We start from the raw sequence: 16,624 nt of genomic DNA on the forward strand, positions 1-16,624 counted from the left end.
AAGGAGCGGCTTTTGCCGGTGTGTTGGGCGTCCGCGACGATCGGGGTCCGTGGACGGTGGACTGGCTCACCCCAAACCGAAGGACCTCACCCTGGGGCAGGAGGCCCGTTCCGGCCCACCACCTGCTGCGGGAGCAGTCGGTCGGGGAACTGGCCTACACGCTTCAGCGAGTTGATCGACCGGAACGGCACCCCCTGACTGCTCCGATCAGTGTCCCGATCACAGAGCGAGCGTGTCCCAGTGGACGGTGCGGTCGCACCAGCGGTGCAGCAGGGTGCGGTCGTGGCCGACGGCGAGGAGGGCCGCGCCCGTGGTGGCGCGGTAGTCCTCGACGACCGCGACCAGGGCGGCCGTCGTGGAGGCGTCGAGCATCGCGGTCATCTCGTCGCAGATCAGCCGGCGAGGTCGTAGGACGAGGGCACGGGCCAGGCAGGCGCGTTGGAGTTGGCCGTCGCTGACCTCGTGCGGGCGTCTGCCGAGCAGGTCGGGGGTCAGGCCGACCCTCCCGGCGAGCTCGGTGACCCGCTCCTGTACCTCGTCGCGCCGACCGGTGGCCCGCAGGGGTTCGGCGATCAGGTCGGTGAGTGTCAGGCGGGGGTCCGCGGAGAGGCGGGGTTGCTGGAAGACCACGCCGAAGGCGGTGCGCAGCGGGCGCGGGGCACGGTGGCGCCACCGTCGTACGGGCTCGCCGTCCAGCAGCACGGTGCCGGAGTCGGGGCGGTGCAGCAGGGCCGCGACTCGGGCCAGCGTGGACTTGCCGCAGCCACTGGGGCCGAGCAGGCCGACCGCCTCACCGGGTGCGACGGTCAGTGAGACGTCCCGTACCACCGGATTCCGCCGGTCGTAGCCCGCGGTGATGGCGCGCAGTTCAAGCACGGACGTCCTCCGACGCTCTCTGGGATGCTTCCCCGCGGGTCAGCGAGGCGGGGTGGGGGTGGTGGCAGGCGACCCCGCCGGCCGTCGGGGGCAGTACGCCGCAGGCGTCGTCGGCCCGGTCGCAGCGGGCGGCGAAGGCACAGCCGTCGGGGAGGCCGCCGAGTTCGGGTGGCAGGCCGGGGATGGGGGTGAAGTCCCGGTCGGGGAGGGCCTGGAGCAGGCCCCGGCTGTAGGGGTGGCGGGGGCCGCGCGAGCCGAAGAACACCGCCGCGTCGGCCAGTTCGACGATCCGGCCCGCGTACATGATGGCGATCCGGTCGGCGATCCGTTCGGCTGCCGCCAGATCGTGCGTGATCATCAGCAGGCCACGCCCCGCCGTGTCCGACTCGCCCGGGTGGTCGATGTGGCGTCGCAGTTCGTCGACCGTGTGGTCCACCAGATCACGGTCGAGGCCGGTGGTCGGTTCGTCGGCGAGCAGCAGAGGCGCGTCACCGACGAGGGCCAGGGCGGTGGCGGCGCGCTGGGCCAGGCCGCCGGACAGCTCGTGCGGGTGGCGGTCCAGGTGATCCGGGGGGAACGCGGCGCGTTCGGCGGCCGCCCGCGCGGCAGAGCGCACGCCCGAGCGGCCGCGGACGCCGGTCAGCGCGCCGACCGTCTCCTCCAACTGGGAGCGGATGGTGCGCACCGGGGTGAGATGGGCGGCCGGGCTCTGCGGTATGAGCCCGACCAGCCGGCCCCGTACCGTCCGGGCGAGGGACCGTTCACCGGCCGAGAGCAGGTCGAGGCCGCCGAGTATCGCCCTCCCGGCTGCCTCGGCGTTGCCGGGAAGCAGACCCAGCAGGGCGGAGGCGAGGACGGACTTGCCGCAGCCGCTCTCGCCGATCAGGGCCAGGCACTCGCCGGCCGCGACGTCGAAGTGCGCGTCGGTGACGGCGGCGACGCGGCGCCCGCCGGGCATGAGGAAGCGCACCGACAGTCCGCGTACCGACAGCACGGGCGATCGCTCGGTCACAGCATCAGCTCCGATCGGCGGCGGGGGTTGATCCGCTCCCGCCAGGCTCCGGCGAGTCCGGCGATGGCGAGGGTCGGGACGATGACGAACAGGCCGGGGAAGAGGGTCGGCCACCACTGTCCGGCCAGCAGTGAGCCCCGCGCACCCTGGATGAGGGTGCCCAGGCTCGCCGTGTGCGTGGGCAGCCCGAGCCCGAGGAAGGACAGCGCCGATTCGTGCCACATGGCGTGCGGCACCATCAGCACCGCGGCGAGCGCGGCCTGGGGCAGGACGGCGGGCAGCAGATGCCGTACGGCCACCCGCCACCTGGACGCACCGCCGGAGACGGCGGCGTCGACGAACGGGCGCGAGCGCAGGGAGAGGACTTCGGCGCGGACGATCCGGGCGGTCGACAGCCAGTGGGTGAGCGCGACCGAGACGATGACCGGCCCGACACCCGGCCGGAACATGGCGACGATGAAGATGCCGAGCAGCAGGTGGGGTACGGAGGAGACCGTGTCCACGACCCGCATGATCCCGCGGTCGACCCAGCCGCCCAGCGCACCGGCGGTGGCCCCGACGGCGGTACCGACGACGGTGGCCGTCACCGCCGCCGCCACTCCCACGAGCAGGGAGACGCGCAGCCCGTAGACGCAGCGCAGCAGCAGGTCCCGGCCGAGGTCGTCGGTGCCGAAGGGGTGGGCCCGGCTCGGCGGCAGCAGCTTGGCGGCCAGGTCGACGGCCTGCTGGTCGAGTCGGACCAGCGGTGGCACGACGAGGACGGCGAGGACGGTCGCCGCGACCAGCACGGCGGAGCCGCGCACCCGCAGCGTCCGGGTGGAGCGGCGCTTCGTGCCGTACGACCGCCAGACGGTCTCCCGGGAGGCGGGGGCGTCACATGTCACTGAACTTCACCCTCGGGTCGAAGAGTCCGTAGAGCAGGTCCGCGAGCGCGTTGCCGACCAGGACGGCGGCCGTGGCCAGCGTGGTCAGCGCGGCGAGCAGCGGGAAGTCGACGGCGGTGGCCGCCTCCACGGTGGCCGCGGCGATGCCCGGCCAGCTGAAGACGCTCTCCACCAGCAGGGCGCCGGTGATGAGTTCGGGCACGCGGGAGCCGACCAGGGTGAGCACCGGCAGCAGGCCGGAGCGAAGCGCGTGGCCGAGCAGAACGGTGCGTTCGTTCAACCCGCGGGCCCGGGCGCCGCGTACGGGGTCCTCCGCCAGCGCGTCGCCGACGCCTTGGCGCACGTAGAGGGTGAACCACGGCAGTTGGGAGACGGCGAGCACCCCGGCCGGCAGCACGAGATGGCTCACGACCTGCCCTGCCGTGACCTGTTCGCTTGCGGTGTCGGTGAGACCGCCGGCCGGGAGCAGCCCCAGTTGGAGGGCGAACAGCCAGATCGCCAGCAGGGCGAGCCAGAAGACCGGCGCCGCCTCCAACGAGTAGGCGAGTGACGTGACGACCCGGTCGAGCAGGGATCCCGGCCGGCGGGCGGCGAGGACTCCGAGCACGGTGCCTGCCAGCACGGCCGCCGCGAAGGCGACCGCGCACAGCAGGGCGGACCACACAAGACGCTCGCCGATGACCTGGGTGACCGGCTGCCGCATCACGCTCGACTCGCCGAGGTCGCCGGAGAGGGCGGAGGTCAGCCAGTGCCACCAGCGCGAGGTGAACGGCTGGTCCACTCCCAGATTGGCGCGCAGCCGGTCGAGGGTCTGCTCGTCGGCACGGAGGGCTGCCGTACCCGCGTACGCCTTGACCGGGTCGAAGGGTGAGGCGGCGGCGATCGCGAACACCCCGAAGGTGACCACGAGGAGGACGGGCGCGGCGAACAGCAGCCGACGTCCCACCAGACGCGCCATCGCCGCCCAGAGCGGTGAGGTCACTTCTTCGGCTGCCAGTCCTGGAGGTTCCACCACGGGCCGCTGGCGAAGCCGTGCTCGTGCGGCTCGACCTGCGTGGTCAGGCCGTCCCAGCGGTCGGCCAGCACGTAGAGGTGGTCGATGTGGGTGAGGAAGGTGTAGCCGGGGTCCTTCACGAGCTCGCGCTGCACCGTGTCGTACGCGGTCCTGCGGGTGTCGGTGTCCTGGCTGCGTCGGCCGGTGTCGAGGGCCTTGTCCACGGCCGGGTCGGCGAAGCGGCCCATGTTGTTGAAGCCGTCGCCGGCCAGGGAGGAGTGCAGCAGGGTGAACAGGCCGAAGTCGGGGTCGCCGCTGCTGTCGAGTCCGGCGAGGACGGCGTCGTTCTTCATCCGTGGCTCGATCACCTCCCAGGTGGCGCTCTCCACCTTCACCTCGATGCCCGCCTTCTTGGCGTCGGAGGCGTAGGCGAGGGCGTGGTCCTGGCGGACCTTGTCGCCGGAGGGGTAGAGGAGCGTGAAGGAGGCCCGCAGCCCGTGCCTGGCGCGGATGCCGCCGTCGCCGGCCTTCCAACCCGCCTGGTCCAGCGTCCGCTCGGCCTTCGCCAGGTCCTGCGGCCGCTCGATGCCCTTGGCGAACCAGGGGTCGTCGCTCGGCAGCGGTCCGTAGGCCGGACGCCCTGCCCCGTCGAGGATCTTGTCGACCATGGCCTCGCGGTCCACGGCGGCGTCCAGCGCCCGGCGGATCGCACGGTCACCGGTGACCTTGTTCTGCTGGGGGAGGGTGACGGCCCGGAAGTCGTAGGACTTCGCCTCGTACGTCGTCCTCGCCCTGTCGCCGTTGAACGTGGCCGCCAGGTTGGGCGGCAGGACCGCGCCGTCGAGGTCGCCCGAGCGCAGCCGGGTGGCGCGCACGTCGTCGTCCTTGACGATCGCCATCGTCACCTTCTTCACCTTCGGCTCGCCGCCCCAGTAACCGGGGTTGGCCTCGAAGGTGAGCTTCTCGCCCTTGCTCCAGCCGGTGAGGACGTACGGTCCGGTGCCGACCGGCTTGGTGTTGAAGGAGCCGGTGTTGGGGTTCTGCTGCCCGGCGATGTGCTGGGGGACGATGGGCAGGACCGTGCGCCCGGCGAACGGCGCGTAGGGGTACTTGAGTGTGAAGACGACCTTGTCGTCGCCGTCGACCCGAACCTCCTTGATGGCGTCCAGTTCGCTGCGGGCGGTGTTGTTGGTCTTCCCGTCGAGAATCGTCCGGTAGGTGAAGACCACATCGGCGGAGGTCAGCGGCTCGCCGTCGCTGAACTTCACGCCGTCGCGCAGGGCGTAGGTGTAGGTAAGCCCGCCGTTGCCGACCTCGGGCAGTGAACTGGCCAGCGCCGGCCTCAGCTTCATGTCGGCGTCCCGGGCGAGCAGACCGTCGAAGATCTTGGAATTCCCGTCCTTGCCGTAGCCGAGAAGCGGACTGAGAGTGTCCGGCTCCGAGGCCACGCCGATCACGACGGAGTCGGCGGCACTCCCGCTGCCCGCACCGCCACCCGGGGCCGAGCAGGCGGCGGCTCCCACGAGTGTCGCCACCGCTGCGGCTGCCCGTATCCGTCGGACGGTCATGAACCCTCACATCCTTAATGCTGGTCAAATGCTTTTGCATAGTAGTCGCAATAGACCCTCCGGTCATCCGGCGGTCGGATGCGTGAGTTCGTCCGGACTGTCCGGCTGATCAGGAGTTTCGTGGGCATCGTGGGCGCGGAAGCGCGTGGGCGCGAGGTGTGGCGGCTGTCATGATCACGGGCGCGTCCGGCGAGCGTCCGGCGTGCAGGACATTCCGGCGGCGATCGGCCCCCGGACGTCCGCCACCGGCATCGGGCTCGGCGGGCGGTGAGTCGCCGGCGGGGCGGCCACGTGTGGGCAGTGGCCCGTGAGACGCCCGTCTCAGCCGTGGGCCACTGTGGCCCCGGCCCCGCGCCCGGTCGCCGTCCGCCGCAGTGGGCACCGCGGCGGACCTGCCGACCGGGCCGCGGCGCGAGACCATGGTGGTGGACAGCGGTCTCGGCCGGGAGCGTGGGGGCGAGGCGAGAGGAGGCGTCGACGGTGGAGCCTGCCGAAGCCTTCATGGGAAGCGCCGGGCACGAGACCGTGGCCCCGTCCGGTGGCCTGCTGGACTCGCTGAGCGTGTCGGCGGTGGTGCTGGACGCGCGGGGGCGCGTGGTCTTCTGGAGCCCGCAGGCCCAGCAGACCTGGGCCTCGCCAGGGGCCGCAATCCACTGCCGTTCGGCGAAGACGACGCCACCCTGGCCCTCGACCTGGCCTCCCGCGCGGCCGTCAGCATCGACCACGCCCGCTGGTACCAGAACCAGCGCCGGGCCGCCGAGAACTTCCAGCGCAGCCTCCTGCCCCGGAAACCGTCGCAGCGACCGGGCCTGGACATCGCCTGCCGCTACCAGCCCGCTTCGACCATCTGCGGGATCGGCGGCGACTGGTACGACGCGATCGCGCTGTCCGACGACAGGACCGCCCTCGTCATCGGCGACGTCATGGGCAGCGGCAGCGGCGCCGCCGCCGCCATGGGGCAGCTGCGTACGGCGACCCGTACCCTCGCCGCGCTGGACCTCGACCCCGCCGCGGTCCTGTGGCACCTCGACCGCATCACCGGCGAGCTGGAGCAACGGTTCGCCACCTGCACGTATGCCGTGTACGACCCGCGGCGCGCCTGTTGCCACGTCGCCGTGGCCGGCCATCTGCCGCCGGTGCTGATCCCCGCCGGAGGTGCCCCGCGGTTGCTCGATCTCCCGACCGGAGCACCCCTCGGCGTGGGAAGCGTCCCCTTCGAGACCACCCGGCTGCGGATCGAACCCGGGGACGGGCTGCTGCTCTACACCGACGGCCTGGTCGAGACCCGCAGCCACTCACTCGACGCGCAACTGGCCACGCTGCTGGGGCTTCTCGCGAGGCCGCCGGGCCCGCTGGAAGAGACCTGCGACCATCTGCTGGACGCCCTGCGCAGCCCCGACGAACCCGACGACGTGGCCCTGCTCCTCACCCGCGCCGGCCGGACCTAGGCGGTCCCGGGGGCCTCAGCCGCTCCGAGGGCGTCGCGCAGGAACTGGAGCTGGACGCCCGGGCGGCGGTGCTGGAGCCCGAAGGCGTCCGTGAGGCAGGTCTGTCCGAAGTGGTGGCCAAGCGGCCCGTCCTGCTCGGCCTCCGTTGGCGCGAGCCGATCGCCTGCGCCTACCGCAAACTGGACGGCGAGGCGGGCGGACCGCCGCCCCTCGTGGTCGCCTCGGCGGTGCATGCCGACGACGACGGCGATCGTCTGCGGGTCGCCGTCCGCGACGGCTACGACGTGCTCAGCGGAAGTGCCCTGCGCGCCACCGACGTGGAAGAGGTCCTGAGCGGGTTGCGCGGGACGGCTCTCGGCGATCTGCCCGCCGCCGCGTGGGAAGTCGTCCGCTCACAGATCGCCGACCTTCTGGGCGGTCGTGCCGCGCACTGAGTAGGTGGCGCGGCGCCTGGCCCTGGTCGTCCGAGGGTCCGCGCCATGTGCTTTGTCTCATCCTCCCTCACCCTGCCCTGTCGCCGGGCTTGCGGCTTTGCAGTTCGCGGACGGCTCCATGCACGTCAGATACCCACTAGGGGTATGTGCCTGGCGGGACGAGCCCTTGCGTCGAATACGGGTGGGGGGTATACATGTACCCGTTGTCCGGTACCCCCCAGGGGTATTAATGAGATGAGGAGGAATCGATGTCCGGCTGCTGCACGCCCGAGGGAAGCTGCCACACCGACGCCCGGATCAAGACCGTCTACAAGGTGGACGGTGTCGGCAGCGCCCACTGCCAGGGCGTCGTCGCCAAGGCCGTGGGCGCGCTCGACGACGTCATCGCCGTGGACGTCGAGATCGGCACGGGGCTCGTCACGGTGACGACCGCCGCCGCTCCCGGCGCGGCGTTCGAGTCGCTGCTCGCCGAGACCGTGGACGAGGCCGGCTACGACTACGCCGGCCGCCTCGACACCTGACCGTACGTCACCGGGCGGGGGTGTCCCGGCCCCGACCCCCGCCCTTCCCGCCATCCACACCCGCCGTGATCGTGAGCTGCGAGGAACAGACATGACCACCACCACGTCCGGTGCCGCCGAGGTAGAACTCGCCATCGGCGGCATGACCTGCGCCTCGTGCGCCGCCCGCATCGAGAAGAAGCTCAACCGCATGGACGGTGTCGAGGCGACCGTCAACTACGCCACCGAGAAGGCGAAAGTCACCTTCCGCGACGACGTCGCCGTGGCCGACCTGATCGCCACGGTCGAGGCCACCGGTTACACCGCGCGCGAACCCGAGCCCGTCCGTGCCGAGCCGGAGCAGGCCGACCGTCCGACAGGCTCGGCAGGGGAGGGCCCGGACGAACTTCAGCCGCTTCGGCAGCGGTTGACCACCGCGGTCGTGCTCGCCGTGCCGGTCATCGCGATGGCGATGATCCCGCCCCTCCAGTTCGAGTACTGGCAGTGGCTGTCCCTGACCCTGGCGGCCCCCGTGGTGACGTACGCCGCCTGGCCGTTCCACAAGGCCGCCTGGACCAACGCCCGGCATGGCGCGGCCACCATGGACACACTGATCTCCGTCGGCACCTCGGCCGCGTTCCTGTGGTCGGTGTGGGCGCTGTTCTTCGGCACCGCCGGCATGCCCGGCATGACCCACCCCTTCGAGCTGACGATCGCCCGCAGTGACGGCGCCGGGAACATCTACCTGGAGGCCGCGGCCGGCGTGACCGCGTTCATCCTCGCCGGCCGCTACTTCGAGGCCCGGTCCAAGCGCAAGGCCGGCGCGGCGCTCAGGGCCCTGCTGGAGATGGGGGCGAAGGAGGTCACCGTTCTGCGCGGCGAGCGCGAAGAACGCGTACCCGTAGCGGAGTTGAAGGTCGGCGACCGCTTCCTGGTCCGCCCCGGCGAGAAGATCGCCACCGACGGCACCGTCGTCGAGGGCACCTCCGCCGTGGACGCCTCGATGCTCACCGGCGAGTCCGTCCCGGTCGAGGTCACCGTCGGGGACGCCGTCACGGGCGCCACCCTGAACGCGGGCGGACGGCTGGTCGTCGAGGCCACCCGGGTCGGCTCCGACACCCAACTCGCCCGGATGGCCAAGCTGGTGGAGGACGCCCAGAACGGCAAGGCCGCCGCCCAGCGGCTCGCCGACAGGATCTCCGGAGTCTTCGTCCCCGTCGTCATCGCGCTGGCCCTGGCCACGCTCGGCTTCTGGCTCGTCGACGGCGCGGGACTGACCGCCGCCTTCACCGCCGCGGTCGCCGTCCTGATCATCGCCTGCCCGTGCGCCCTGGGACTCGCCACACCGACCGCCCTGATGGTCGGCACCGGGCGCGGCGCCCAGCTCGGCATCCTCATCAAGGGTCCCGAGGTTCTGGAGAGCACACGCAAGGTCGACACCGTCGTCCTGGACAAGACCGGCACCGTCACCACCGGTCGGATGACCCTGCTGGCCGTGTACCCGGCCGACGGCACCGACGAGACTGACGTCCTGCGGCTCGCCGGTGCCCTGGAGCACGCCTCCGAGCACCCCATCGCCCAGGCCGTCGCCACCGGAGCCACGGACCGCGTGGGCACCCTGCCGGTCCCGGAGGACTTCGCCAACGTCCCCGGACTCGGTGTCCAGGGAGTCGTCGAGGGGCGCGCCGTCCTCGTCGGGCGCGAGCAGCTGCTGGCCGAGTGGGCGATGTCCCTGCCCGACGACCTGCGGCGCACCAAGGAGGCCGCCGAGGCGGCCGGTCGTACTGCCATCGCGGTCGCCTGGGACGGCGAGGCCCGTGCCATGCTCGAAGTCGCCGACGCCGTCAAGGAGACCAGCCCCGAGGCCATCCGCCGGCTGCGTGCCCTCGGCCTGACCCCCGTGCTGCTGACCGGCGACAACCGGGCCGTCGCCGAGGCCGTCGCGGCCGAGACGGGCATCGCACCCGAGCACGTCATCGCCGAGGTCCTGCCACAGGACAAGGTCGACGTCATCAAGCGCCTTCAGAGCGAGGGGCGTTCGGTCGCCATGGTCGGCGACGGCGTCAACGACGCGGCGGCGCTCGCCCAGGCCGATCTGGGGCTGGCGATGGGGACCGGCACGGACGCCGCGATCGAGGCCGGCGACCTGACCCTGGTCCGCGGGGACCTCCGTGTCGCGGCCGACGCCATCCGGCTCGCCCGCAGGACGCTGGGCACCATCCGCTCCAACCTCTTCTGGGCCTTCGCCTACAACGTCGCCGCGCTTCCGCTGGCCGCGGCCGGACTGCTCAACCCGATGATCGCGGGCGCCGCGATGGCCTTCTCCTCGGTCTTCGTGGTTGGCAACAGCCTGCGCCTGCGCCGCTTCCGGGCCATCGACCACTGACCTCCGCAGGGAGCCGTGAGCGGTGCGCAGGCATCGCTGCAGGGCGTCCGCCGTTCCTCCGGGGGCGGCGGGCGCCCTCGGCTCACTCCTCCTCGATCGAAAGGATCCGGTGATGACGCATCCGCCCGTTCCGTCTGCCTCATCGGCCTCTTGGGCCCTGCTCCGCAAGGGAGTTGCGCATCCTCTGACGCGCATGGCTGCCGTGGCGCTGCTCCAGGCCCTGGCCACGCACATCGGCCGGACGGAGCCTTCGGGGGCGCCGCCGCGTCAATGCGGCTGCCGGGCGTCCGCGATTCCGGACTCGTGCCGGTGCTGTTCGTCGGCGGGGCCGCGTACTTCCTCACCACGAACCTGACCGGACTGAGGCCGGAATGGCGCGAGATGGACCGCCCGGACGGGCGCCGCGCCCCGGAGCGGCGACCAGAGGAGGACGCGAAGCCGGCCGGTACGCGTCCGGGGGCGTGACGTCCGGACGCGTCGAGGCCCGCACGGCCGGCCGGCTCGACGCGTCCGTGGGCGCCCGCCCCGGACCGGGTCAGGGGCGGGGTGCTCGCCCGAGGTCGGCGAGCGCCCTGCCCATGCGCGTGAGCGCTTGACGCAGGATCGTCGGTGAGGTCGCGAAGTTGAGGCGTACGCATCCCGCGCCGCCGCTGCCGAAGACGTGTCCCGAGCTGAGGGCGACGCGAGCCTCGTCCAGGAACAGCTTCGCCGGTCCGGCGAGGTCGCTCACGATGCCCGGTCCGTCGGTGGGACCGTCGTGGTGCAGCCCCAGCCCGGTGCAGTCCAGCCAGGCGAGGTAGGTGCCCTGGGGCGGGACGTATCCCACGTCCGGGAGGTGTTCCTTCACCAGTTCGCCCAGCAGGCTCCGGTTGGCGTCGAGCCCGAGCAGCAGCTCGTCGAGCCAGTCGGCCGAGTCCCGGAACGCCGCCGTGTGGGCGAGGATGCCGAGATGGCTGGGGCCGTGGCCGACCTCTTCGGGCATCCGTCGGAGGTCGTCCGCGGCTTCGGTGCCGGCGATGGCCACGGCGGCCTTGAGACCGGCCAGGTTCCAAGCCTTGGACGCGGAGGAGAGGGCGAAACCGTTCTCCGAGCCGGGAACGCTGAGAAAGGGCGTGAAGACGGCGCCGGGCAGCACCAGCGGGGCGTGGATCTCGTCGGAGACCACCCGGACACCGTGTCTACGGGCGAGCGCGGCGACCGCCTCGAGTTCCGCGTGGGTGTGGACGACACCGGTCGGGTTGTGCGGGTTGCTCATCAGGAACGCCGCACGGCGGCCGTGGCGCCGCGCGCGTATGAAGGCGTCCTCGAGGGCGGCGAGGTCGATTCGCAGGTCGGGGCCCAGACGGGCCTCGACGACCTCCCGGCCGTCATGCGTGACGAACGCGTAGAACGGGGGGTAGACGGGCGAGCAGACGACGACCGCGTCACCGGGGCCGGTGATGAGGCGGAGGATCTCGACGATGCCCATCATCACGTCGGGCACGAGCGCAGTGTTCTCCACGCGCAGGCCGTCCCACCCCCATCGCGTGGCGGCGAAGGCGGCGAGGGCCTCGGCATAGGCGGTGCCGTGGGGGTATCCGGTGTCTCCCAGCGCGACGGCCCGGTGCAGGGCGTCGGCGACGGCGGGTGCCAGGGGGACGTCCATCTCCGCCACCCACAGCGGCAGGACGTCCTCCGGGTGCGCACGCCACTTCAAACTGGTGCGCCGCCGCAACTGCTCCAGGGACAGCTGGACGAGCGGATCGCTGCGGCCGCCGTCCCCGTGGCCGGCGGATGCCTGGTGGGTGGATTCGCTCATGCGGTGCTCCCCTCGCCCGGAGGACCGGGCCTCGGCGGTGCGGTGTGGTCGTCTCGCTGGACGGTACCCCGGTCCCCGCGGGCCGGTCAGGAGGCCACCGAGGGTGCCGGCCACCGCCTGCCACCGCCGTCACCACGGAACCGCGCGGGTGGCTGCCGGACCGGCCGCCGACCGGGCGGGCCGTACGGCCGGGCGCGGGCTGCCGGACCGGCCGCCGGTGGGGCCGGCCCCTGCGGGCCGGCCGGTGTCAGCGGCTCCGCCAGCTGTCCCGGACGGCCGCCGGCTCCGCCTCGACCGCCGGTGCCACGCTGTCCAGCGGCCGTACCTGCGCCCCCGGCCCCGCCGGCTCCATGCGGTACGGGTGGTGCGGTCCCCGGGGACTGGAGCCGAGGCAGGTGACCGAGCCGATGACGCGGTTGCGGCCCAGGACGCCCGGAGTTCGCGCAGGTCCGGCTCCGTCAGGTCCAGGTCCTCGATCAGCAGGTGAGGCCGGCCGCGACGGCCGGTTCCATCTCGGGGACGCCTTCGGGCACGTCAGCGCGGGTGAGGACGTTCCGTCCCTCGGGCAGAGCGGGTGAATTTTGGTCATGGGGGGAGCAGCGGAAAGCCCGCCGCTGGACGCGGCGGGCCGCCTGGCGGTGGCGGCCCCACCGCGGTTCTCCTACCGCCCGTTCTTCTGCCGCCCGTTCCTGTGCGGGCGCGCCGCGCCCGCGCTCACCGGAAGGCCGCCTGTCCCGTGACCGCCTGGCCGACGACGAGCGTGTGCATCTCGACGGTGCCCTCGTAGGTCAGCACGGACTCCAGGTTGTTCATGTGCCGGATGACGGGATACTCCAGGGAGATGCCGTTCGCCCCGAGGACCGTGCGGGCGGTGCGGCAGATGTCCAGTGCCTCGCGGACGTTGTTGAGCTTGCCCAGACTCACCTGCTCGGGCCGCAGCGTGCCGGCGTCCTTGCGCCGTCCCAGGTGCAGCGCCAGGAGCATGCCCTTGGTGTACTCGAGGTACATGTCGGCCAGCTTCTGCTGGGTCAGCTGGAACGCCCCGATCGGCTTGCCGAACTGGGTGCGCTCCATCGCGTAGGACTGGGCGGCGTACAGCGACGACCGGGCCGCGCCCATCGCTCCCCAGACGATGCCGTAGCGGGCCTCGTTGAGGCAGCTGAGCGGGCCCTTCAGACCGCGGACCTCGGGGAACACGGCGTCCGCGGGAAGTCGTACCCCGTCCAGGACCAACTCGCTGGTGATCGAGGCACGCAGGGACAGCTTGTGCTTGATCTCCGGGGCCGAGAAGCCCGGGGTGTCGGTGGGCACCACGAAGCCGCGCAGCCCCTCGTCGGTCCGGGCCCAGACCACGGCCACGTCGGCCACGCTGCCGTTGGTGATCCACATCTTGCGGCCGTCGAGGATCCAGTCGTCACCGTCGCGCCGCGCCCGGGTGCGCATGCTGCCGGGGTCGGAGCCGATGTCGGGCTCGGTGAGGCCGAAGCAGCCGATCGCCTCACCGGCGGCCATGGACGGCAGCCAGTGCCGCTTCTGCTCCTCGGTGCCCCACTTCCAGATCGCGAACATCGCCAGCGAGCCCTGCACGGAGACCAGCGAGCGGACGCCCGAGTCGGAGGCCTCAAGTTCGAGGCAGGCCACGCCGTACTCGGTGGCCGACATGCCGGCGCAGCCGTAGCCCTCCAGGTGCATGCCGAGCACGCCCAGCGCGCCGAGTTCCTTGGCCAGGCCGCGGATGTCGGGAATGGTGCCCTGCTCGAACCAGTCCGCCACGAAGGGGTCGATGCGCTGGCCGCAGAGCTGGCGCACCGAGGCGGCCACCGCCTTCTCCTCCGGGGTGAGCAGGTCGTGCAGGCCGGCGGGGTCGCGGGGGTCGAGCGGGGGCAGCTTGGCCGGTGCGTTCATGCGGTCTTCTCCTGTGCCGGATCAGTGGGTCGGGTCGGTGAGCCAGCGGCGTACGTCGTCGTTGTGCTCGCCGAGACGGGGTGGCGGCCGGTACCCGGTGACCGGGGTGGCCGAATACGTGACGGGGTGCCGGATCTGGGGTGGCGACGAGGGGCCGACCCGGACGGTCGGTTCGAGGCCGAGCGACTCGGCCAGGGCGATGCCGTCGGCGATGGTGCCGACCCTTCCGGCCGGAACACCGACCGCGGTGAACCGCCCGATCCAGGTCTCGACCGTGTCGCGCGCGAGGTGTTCCTCGAGTGCCCGGACGAGTGCGTGGCGGTTGCGCACACGGGCCGGATTGGTCGCGAAGCGTTCGTCGTCGGCCAGGTCCGGCGCGTCCAGCACCTCGGCCAGCCGGCGGAACTGCCCGTCGTTCCCGCACGCCATGGCCAGCAGACCGTCCGCGCAGCGCAGCGTCTCGTACGGCGCGATGGACGGGTGCGCGTTGCCCATCCGCTCCGGGGCGCGACCGGTGGCCAGATACGCCGAGGCCTGGTTCGCCAGCGAACCCAGCAGGCTGGACAGGAGGTTGACCTCCACCCGCTGGCCCTGCCCGCTGTGCTCGCGGGCCCGCAGCGCCGCCAGGATGCCGATGGTCGCGTCCTTGGCGGTCAGTACGTCGACCAGGGCCACGCCGACCTTCTGCGGGTCGCCGTCGGGGTCGCCGGTGATGCTCATCAGACCGCCCAGCGCCTGGACGAGGAAGTCGTAGCCCGCCAGCGCCGCGCCGCCGTGGCGGCCGAAGCCGGTCACCGAGCAGTACACGACGCCCGGGTTGGTACGGCGGACGGAGTCGTAGTCGAGTCCTCGTGCGGCGAGGGTGCCGTCCTTGAAGTTCTCCACCAGGACGTCGGCCCGCTCGGCCAGTGTCCTGGCCAGCCGGAGGTCCTCGGAGTCGGACAGGTCGAGGGTCACCGACCGTTTCGAGCGGTTGGCGCACTCGAAGTAGCTGCTGGAACTGCCGGCCCACGGGGGACCCCAGGCACGGGTGTCGTCGCCGGAGCCCGGGCGCTCCACCTTGATGACGGTGGCCCCCAGGTCCGCCAGCACCACCGAGGCCAGCGGGCCGGCCAGGACGCGGCTGAAGTCGGCGACGACCAGGCCGTCCAGCGGCAGGGCCGCGGGCGGATCGACGGGCATGACCTTTCTCCGTTCACTCGGGACGGGACGACCGTACGGAGAAGGCGCGGATCTCTCATTGGATAAAATGCACCGCGCAGGGCCCGGACTGGACAGATCGCACAGGAGCACTCGTGATGGTTCTCGCGCAGGAGCACGCGTGACGGTTCCGACGGTGGCCTCTCTGTGCGGTGTCCTCGGTACGGATCTCGCGCCGGCCGAGGGATTCGCCGCCTCGGCGCGTGAGGTGTCCGCCGTGCACATCAGCGAACTGCCCGACCCGACCGGCTATCTGAACGGGGGAGAGCTGCTGCTGACGACGGGCCTGTCCCTTCCCGGGAACAAGCTCGGCTGCGAACGGTACGTCGGCCGCCTGGTGGAGGCGGAGCTGACCGCGCTGGCACTGGGCCTCGGTCCGGTGCACGCCGAGGTTCCGGCGCCGCTCCTGGCGGCCTGCCGGAAGCTGGGGCTGTGCCTTCTCACCGTCCCGCCGCCCACGCCGTTCCTGCGCATCACGAAGGCCTACTGGGCCGCCGTCTCCCGCACGGCCGAGCAGCACCTCAAGGACGTCCTGGCGACCCAACGGGCGCTCGTCGACGCGGCCGCGTCCGCCGACCCGGTCGCCACCGTCCTGCGCACCCTCGGCCGGTCGCTCGACGCCTGGGCGGCGGCCTACACACCGGCGGGCGAGGTCGACCAGGTGTTCCCCGCCGGAGCCGCCGAGCAGGCCGAGCGGGTACGAGGGGAGATCGTCCGACTGGAGGGCGCCGGAGCGCACTCCGCCGCCTCGTTCGCCACCGCGTCGGGAGCGGTGATCGTGTTCCCGCTGGCCGGGCACGAGCGAGCCGCCGGGTTCCTCGCGGTCGGCACCTCGACGCCGCTGGATCCCACGCGGCGCAGAGCCGTGCTGACGGCGTCGGCGTTGCTGAGCCTGGACGCGGTCCGCGGTGCGCGCGCCGAATCCGTGGCCGACGAAGGGCAGCGCTGCGTCGGACTGCTGGTCGACATCGGGCACGTGGACGCCGCGCGGAGGCTCGCGGGCGCCGTGCGGGCGCCGAGCCCGCCGGACCACGTACGTCTCCTGGCGGTGAGGGGCTGGGCGAGCGACATCCTCACCGGAGTGGTCCGGCGCTGGTGTCCGGAGGCGATCGCCGTCCGGAGCGATGAGCGAACGGCCTGGTTCCTGGTCCCCGCGGACCACCCCCCGACCGGGGACCTGGAGGACGCGGTACGGCGGACGGACGCCGACGCCGCGGCCGTCCTGACGGAGGTGGTCCCGGTCGGGCAGGCACCGGCGGTCCGCGCGGTCGCCGCCGCGACGCTGGCGGACCTCGCCCCGGGCACCCGGCTGCTCGCCCGCCCGACCGCGGGACCCTACGGCGGCGATCCGGCCGCGCGTATGGCCGCCGCCTGCGACCGGCTGACCGATGTCCTGCGCCAGGCCCTCGTCGAATACCTGCGCCATCACGGCCAGTGGGAGGGGGCCTCCCGCGCGCTCGGCGTCCACCGCAACACGCTCCGGCACCGCGTCTCGCGTTGCCGGGCGCTGCTCGGCGTGGATCTCTCCGACCCGGACGTCACCGCGGAACTGTGGCTGCTGCTGCGTCGCCGGGGGATGGCGTAGGCGAGGGCGGGGCCGAGGCCGCCCTCTTTCGTGA

General features: G+C 72.6%; 14 protein-coding genes and 1 pseudogene. 6 read left to right on the forward strand and 9 right to left on the reverse strand.

Translation table 11 applies throughout. The annotated features are described in order from the left end of the window. Positions 1-219 precede the first annotated feature (219 nt). Genes ACFY4A_RS12715 through ACFY4A_RS12735 form a run of 5 tightly spaced genes read right to left on the reverse strand, consistent with a single transcriptional unit; the run spans position 220 to position 5,334 of the window. Positions 220-876 carry an ABC transporter ATP-binding protein gene (locus ACFY4A_RS12715; protein WP_390829428.1) on the reverse strand — a complete coding sequence of 219 codons (657 nt, stop codon included), beginning with the start codon at positions 874-876 and terminating at the stop codon, positions 220-222. Continuing rightward, the gene (locus tag ACFY4A_RS12720) at positions 869-1,888 is read right to left on the reverse strand and encodes an ABC transporter ATP-binding protein (RefSeq protein WP_390829429.1); all 1,020 of its coding nucleotides are present in this window, start codon (positions 1,886-1,888) and stop codon (positions 869-871) included. Before ACFY4A_RS12720 ends, ACFY4A_RS12715 begins: the two co-directional genes overlap by 8 nt. Continuing rightward, a complete protein-coding gene (locus ACFY4A_RS12725; protein ID WP_390829430.1) occupies positions 1,885-2,772 on the reverse strand; it encodes an ABC transporter permease in 888 nt (295 codons plus the stop codon). Before ACFY4A_RS12725 ends, ACFY4A_RS12720 begins: the two co-directional genes overlap by 4 nt. Further along, positions 2,762-3,730 (reverse strand): ABC transporter permease, encoded by a 969-nt coding sequence (locus tag ACFY4A_RS12730; protein ID WP_390829575.1) that lies wholly within the window; start codon positions 3,728-3,730, stop codon positions 2,762-2,764. Before ACFY4A_RS12730 ends, ACFY4A_RS12725 begins: the two co-directional genes overlap by 11 nt. 20 nt (positions 3,731-3,750) lie before the next feature. Continuing rightward, positions 3,751-5,334: an ABC transporter substrate-binding protein gene (locus ACFY4A_RS12735; RefSeq protein ID WP_390829431.1), complete on the reverse strand. Its 1,584-nt coding sequence runs from the start codon at positions 5,332-5,334 to the stop codon at positions 3,751-3,753. 374 nt (positions 5,335-5,708) lie between these two features. On the opposite strand from ACFY4A_RS12735, the gene ACFY4A_RS12740 reads away from it, so the two are divergent. The 5 genes from ACFY4A_RS12740 to ACFY4A_RS12760 all read left to right on the forward strand — a co-directional run bounded on the left by ACFY4A_RS12740 (position 5,709) and on the right by ACFY4A_RS12760 (position 10,567). Further along, on the forward strand, positions 5,709-6,782 hold the full coding sequence (locus ACFY4A_RS12740; protein WP_390829432.1) for a PP2C family protein-serine/threonine phosphatase: 1,074 nt from the start codon (positions 5,709-5,711) through the stop codon (positions 6,780-6,782). Between the two features lie 68 nt (positions 6,783-6,850). Beyond that, positions 6,851-7,216, forward strand: a complete 366-nt coding sequence (locus ACFY4A_RS12745; RefSeq protein WP_390829433.1) for a hypothetical protein — start codon at positions 6,851-6,853, stop codon at positions 7,214-7,216. 248 nt (positions 7,217-7,464) lie between these two features. Next, positions 7,465-7,737: a heavy-metal-associated domain-containing protein gene (locus tag ACFY4A_RS12750; protein ID WP_390829434.1), complete on the forward strand. Its 273-nt coding sequence runs from the start codon at positions 7,465-7,467 to the stop codon at positions 7,735-7,737. A 91-nt stretch (positions 7,738-7,828) separates the two neighbouring features. Further along, positions 7,829-10,102 (forward strand): heavy metal translocating P-type ATPase, encoded by a 2,274-nt coding sequence (locus ACFY4A_RS12755; RefSeq protein ID WP_390829435.1) that lies wholly within the window; start codon positions 7,829-7,831, stop codon positions 10,100-10,102. 270 nt (positions 10,103-10,372) lie between these two features. Further along, complete coding sequence (locus tag ACFY4A_RS12760; RefSeq protein WP_390829436.1) at positions 10,373-10,567, forward strand: hypothetical protein; 195 nt, start codon at positions 10,373-10,375, stop codon at positions 10,565-10,567. Positions 10,568-10,637: 70 nt separating this feature from the next. On the opposite strand, the gene ACFY4A_RS12765 is transcribed toward ACFY4A_RS12760, so the two are convergent. From ACFY4A_RS12765 to ACFY4A_RS12780, 4 genes and pseudogenes are all read right to left on the reverse strand, one after another. Continuing rightward, on the reverse strand, positions 10,638-11,900 hold the full coding sequence (locus ACFY4A_RS12765) for a MalY/PatB family protein (protein WP_390829437.1): 1,263 nt from the start codon (positions 11,898-11,900) through the stop codon (positions 10,638-10,640). A gap of 247 nt (positions 11,901-12,147) precedes the next feature. Further along, positions 12,148-12,383, reverse strand: a pseudogene (locus tag ACFY4A_RS12770) (urease accessory protein UreD); the annotation flags it as partial. Positions 12,384-12,614: 231 nt separating this feature from the next. Beyond that, entirely contained in the window at positions 12,615-13,805 is a 1,191-nt protein-coding gene (locus ACFY4A_RS12775) for an acyl-CoA dehydrogenase family protein (RefSeq protein ID WP_390829438.1), read from the reverse strand. Positions 13,806-13,826: 21 nt separating this feature from the next. Next, positions 13,827-14,987 carry a CaiB/BaiF CoA transferase family protein gene (locus tag ACFY4A_RS12780; protein ID WP_390829439.1) on the reverse strand — a complete coding sequence of 387 codons (1,161 nt, stop codon included), beginning with the start codon at positions 14,985-14,987 and terminating at the stop codon, positions 13,827-13,829. Positions 14,988-15,126: 139 nt separating this feature from the next. On the opposite strand from ACFY4A_RS12780, the gene ACFY4A_RS12785 reads away from it, so the two are divergent. Next, positions 15,127-16,590 (forward strand): PucR family transcriptional regulator, encoded by a 1,464-nt coding sequence (locus ACFY4A_RS12785; protein WP_390829440.1) that lies wholly within the window; start codon positions 15,127-15,129, stop codon positions 16,588-16,590. Positions 16,591-16,624 lie beyond the last annotated feature (34 nt).

The sequence above is a fragment of the Streptomyces sp. NPDC001292 genome, from assembly GCF_042896465.1.
Lineage (GTDB): Bacteria > Actinomycetota > Actinomycetes > Streptomycetales > Streptomycetaceae > Streptomyces.